Below are 3,689 nucleotides of genomic sequence, written 5' to 3'. Positions count from 1 at the left end.
GGTGCGTTTCGCCGATGCGGTGCGATTTGTGGCTGATGGCGGGAATACGCGGTTCGTCGAGATTGGTCCTGGTAGGTCGTTGAGTGCTGCGGTTGCTCAGACGGCGCCTGAGGTTTTGGTGGTGCCCAGTGTGCGTGGTGATGTTGCGGAAGAAGAAGCAGTGGTGCGGGCTGCCGCGGAGCTACATGTGTCCGGTGTGGACATCGACTGGTCGGCACTCCTCGACGGCACCGGCACCGGCGAGTTGACCGACCTGCCCACCTACCCGTTCGAGCACGAGCGCTACTGGTTGTCCGGCGCGCCCGCCGGAGACGCCGCCGGACTCGGCCTGGAAGCCGCCGGACACCCGTTGCTCGGCGCGACGGTAGCGTTGGCCGACTCCACCGGCGTGTTGCTCACCGGCCGGATCTCCACCGGCACCCACCCCTGGCTGGCAGACCATGTGGTCGGCGGCCAGGTGGTGGCGCCGGGGACGGCGCTGCTGGAGTTGGCGGTGCGTGCCGGCGACGAAGTCGGCTGCGACCGGGTGACGGAGCTGACCATGGTCGCGCCGCTGATGCTGCCCCCACACGGCACGGTCCGGGTGCAGGTCTCGGTCGAGCCACCGCGGTCGGACGGGCGGCGCGCCGTGGTCGTCCACTCTCGCCCCGACGCCGCGCCGGACGAGCCGTGGACCGAACACGCCGTCGGTGTGCTCGACGTCGCCGAGACCCCCGCGCCTCCCGACTGGACCGAAACCTGGCCACCGGCCGGAGCCGAGCCGGTCGACCTGGACGGGCTCTACGACAGCTTCGCCGAGCGCGGCCTGGACTACGGCCCGGCCTTCCGCGGGATCCGCGCGGTGTGGCGGCTGGGCGACGAGGTGCTCGCCGAGGTGGCCCTGCCTGAGGAGATCCGCACCGACGCCGCCGCGTTCGGCCTGCACCCGGCGTTGCTGGACGCGGCCGTGCAGTCCCCGGCCGCGACCGAGTCGAACGCGGGGCGGCTGCCGTTCTCCTGGCGCGGGGTGACCCTGCACGCCGGTGGCGCTTCCGTGCTGCGGGTGCGGGTCGCGCCGGCCGGGCCGGACGCGGTGTCCGTGCGGGCCATGGACCCCACCGGCGCCCCGGTGATCACCGTGGACGAACTCGCGGTGCGCGCGCTGCCCACCGACCTCGGCGGCACTCCGGCCCGGGACACGCTGTTCGACCTGAGCTGGCCACCGGTCCGGCCCGGCGAACCGGTGGCCGAGCTGGCCGTGCTCGGCGGACCCGAACTGGTCGCGGCGTTGCGCGAGCGAGGCCTGCGGGTCACCGAGGTGGACCCGGACGACCTGGCCGAGGCTTCCGGACCGACGCTGGCCCCGCTGTTCGGCATCGACAACCGGAACGAGGACCGGACCGACGATCCCCCGGCCCGGGCGCACCGGCTCGCCGCCGCCGCTCTGGAGTTGGTCCAGCGCTGGGCGGCCCGCTCCCAGCCGGGCGTGCTGACCTTCCTCACTCGCGGGGCGATCGACGGCCACGACCTGGCCGCCGCCGCCGTCTGGGGTCTGGTGCGCTCCGCTCAGACCGAGCATCCCGGCCGGTTTTCCCTGCTGGACCTGGATCCGGCCGACCCGGACCCGGCTCCCGCGGCGCTGAGCGCCGCGCTGACCACCGACGAGCCACAGCTCGCCCTGCGTGGAGGCCGGTTGCTCGCCGCCCGGCTGGTCCGGGCCGGCGCGGCGACCACCACTGGTGCGGCGGCCTGGGACCCGGACGGCACGGTGCTGGTCACCGGGGCCACCGGCGGCCTTGGCCGTGAACTGGTCCGCCACCTGGTCGCCGAGCACGGCGTCCGCAGGCTGCTGCTGGCCAGCCGACGCGGCCCCGCCGCCGAGGGTGTCGAGCGGCTCGGCGCCGAACTCGACGCGGACATCCGCGTCGTGGCCTGTGACGTGGCCGACCCCGCCGCGGTCGCCGAGCTGGTCGGGTCCGTGCCCGCCGAACACCCGCTGACCGCGGTGGTGCATCTGGCCGGCGCGCTGGACGACGGCGTGGTCGAGTCGCTCACCCCCGAGCGCTTGGCCGTCCCCCTGGCCGCCAAGGCCGGCGGCGCCTGGAACCTGCACCAAGCCGTCGCCGACCTGCCGCTCGCCGGCTTCGTGCTGTTCTCCTCGTTTGCCGGCGTGTTCGGCGGCCCCGGACAGGGCGGTTACGCCGCGGCGAACGCCTTCCTGGACGGTCTGGCCCACCACCGCGCCCGACTGGGGCTTCCCGCGGTGTCGCTGGCCTGGGGCGCCTGGGCCGCCGAGACCGGGATGAGCGCCACCCGCACCCGCGCCGGTCACGTCGGCCTTCCGCCACTGTCCACCGAACAGGGGCTGCGGCTGTTCGACACCGCCGTCGCCGACGGGCGCCCGACCCTGACCCCGGTGGCGCTGAACCTGGCCGTGCTGCGCGCCCATGGCGCCTCATCGCCGTTGCTGCGCGGGCTGGGCCGGACTCCCGACCGCCGGTCCGCGAGCCACCAGTCCACCGACGACCTGGCCGCGCGACTCGCCACACTTCCCACCGACGACCGAGCGCGTACGGTGCGCGAGCTGGTCAGGGCGGCCGTCGTCACCGTGCTCGGTCACCCGAGTACCACCCCGGTCGACCCGGCCAGGAACTTCCAGGAGATGGGCTTCGACTCGCTGACCGCGGTCGAGCTGCGCAACCGGCTGACCGCCGAGACCGGCCTGACCCTGCCGGCCACCCTGGTATTCGACCACCCCACCACTGGTTCACTCGCCGAGCACCTGCTCGCTGAGTTGACCGGCCGTACCGACGCCGATGCCCGGCGGGCCGCGCTCGCCGCCACCCCGGTCGCCCGGGCGTCGGTGGTGGACGAGCCGGTCGCCATTGTGGGGATGGCCTGTCGTTATCCGGGTGGGGTTCGTTCGCCGGAGGACTTGTGGCGGCTGGTGTCCGATGGGGTGGACGCCATTACCGAGTTCCCGACGGATCGGGGGTGGGATCTTGGTCGGGTCTACGACCCCGATCCGGCGAATCCGGGCACGTCCTATACCCGGCACGGCGGATTCCTCGACGACGCCGGCGAGTTCGACGCCGGGTTGTTCCGGATGAGCCCGCGCGAGGCGACAGCGACCGACGCGCAGCAGCGCCTGCTGTTGCAGACGGCATGGGAAGCGGTCGAACGGGCCAGGATCGACCCGATCTCGCTGCGCGGTGGAGACACGGGCGTCTACATGGGGGTGATGTACAACGACTATTCCGGCCTGCTCGACCCCGCCGGATACGAGGGGCTGCGCGGCAACGGCAGTGCTCCCAGCGTCGCCTCCGGTCGGGTGGCGTATGCGTTGGGTTTGGAGGGTCCGACGATGACGGTGGACACGGCGTGTTCGTCGTCGTTGGTGTCGTTGCATTTGGCTGTGCAGGCGTTGCGGTCGGGGGAGTGTTCGCTGGCGCTGGCCGGTGGCGTCACCGTGATGTCCACTCCCGGCGTGTTCGTCGAGTTCTCCCGCCAGCGGGGTATGTCCCCGGACGGCCGCAGCCGCTCCTACTCCGACGCCGCCGACGGCGTCGGCTGGTCTGAGGGTGTGGGTGTGGTGGTGGTGGAGCGGTTGTCGGATGCGGTGGCCAATGGGCATGAGGTGTTGGCGGTGGTGCGGGGTTCGGCGGTGAATTCGGATGGTGCGTCGAATGGGTTGACGGCGCCGAGTGGTC

Annotated in this window: 1 protein-coding gene; it reads left to right on the top strand. The window is 72.9% G+C overall.

Annotation, left to right across the window (positions count from 1 at the left end):
• Window positions 1-163 precede the first annotated feature (163 nt).
• On the top strand, window positions 164-3,689 hold a 3,526-nt coding region (locus tag CFN78_RS28295), incomplete at its 3' end, for a type I polyketide synthase (protein ID WP_165777743.1).

This window comes from Amycolatopsis antarctica (genome assembly GCF_002262875.1).
Lineage (GTDB): Bacteria > Actinomycetota > Actinomycetes > Mycobacteriales > Pseudonocardiaceae > Amycolatopsis > Amycolatopsis antarctica.
Note: the sequence above shows the minus strand (reverse complement) of the source record. Positions and strands in the feature narration are given on the sequence as shown.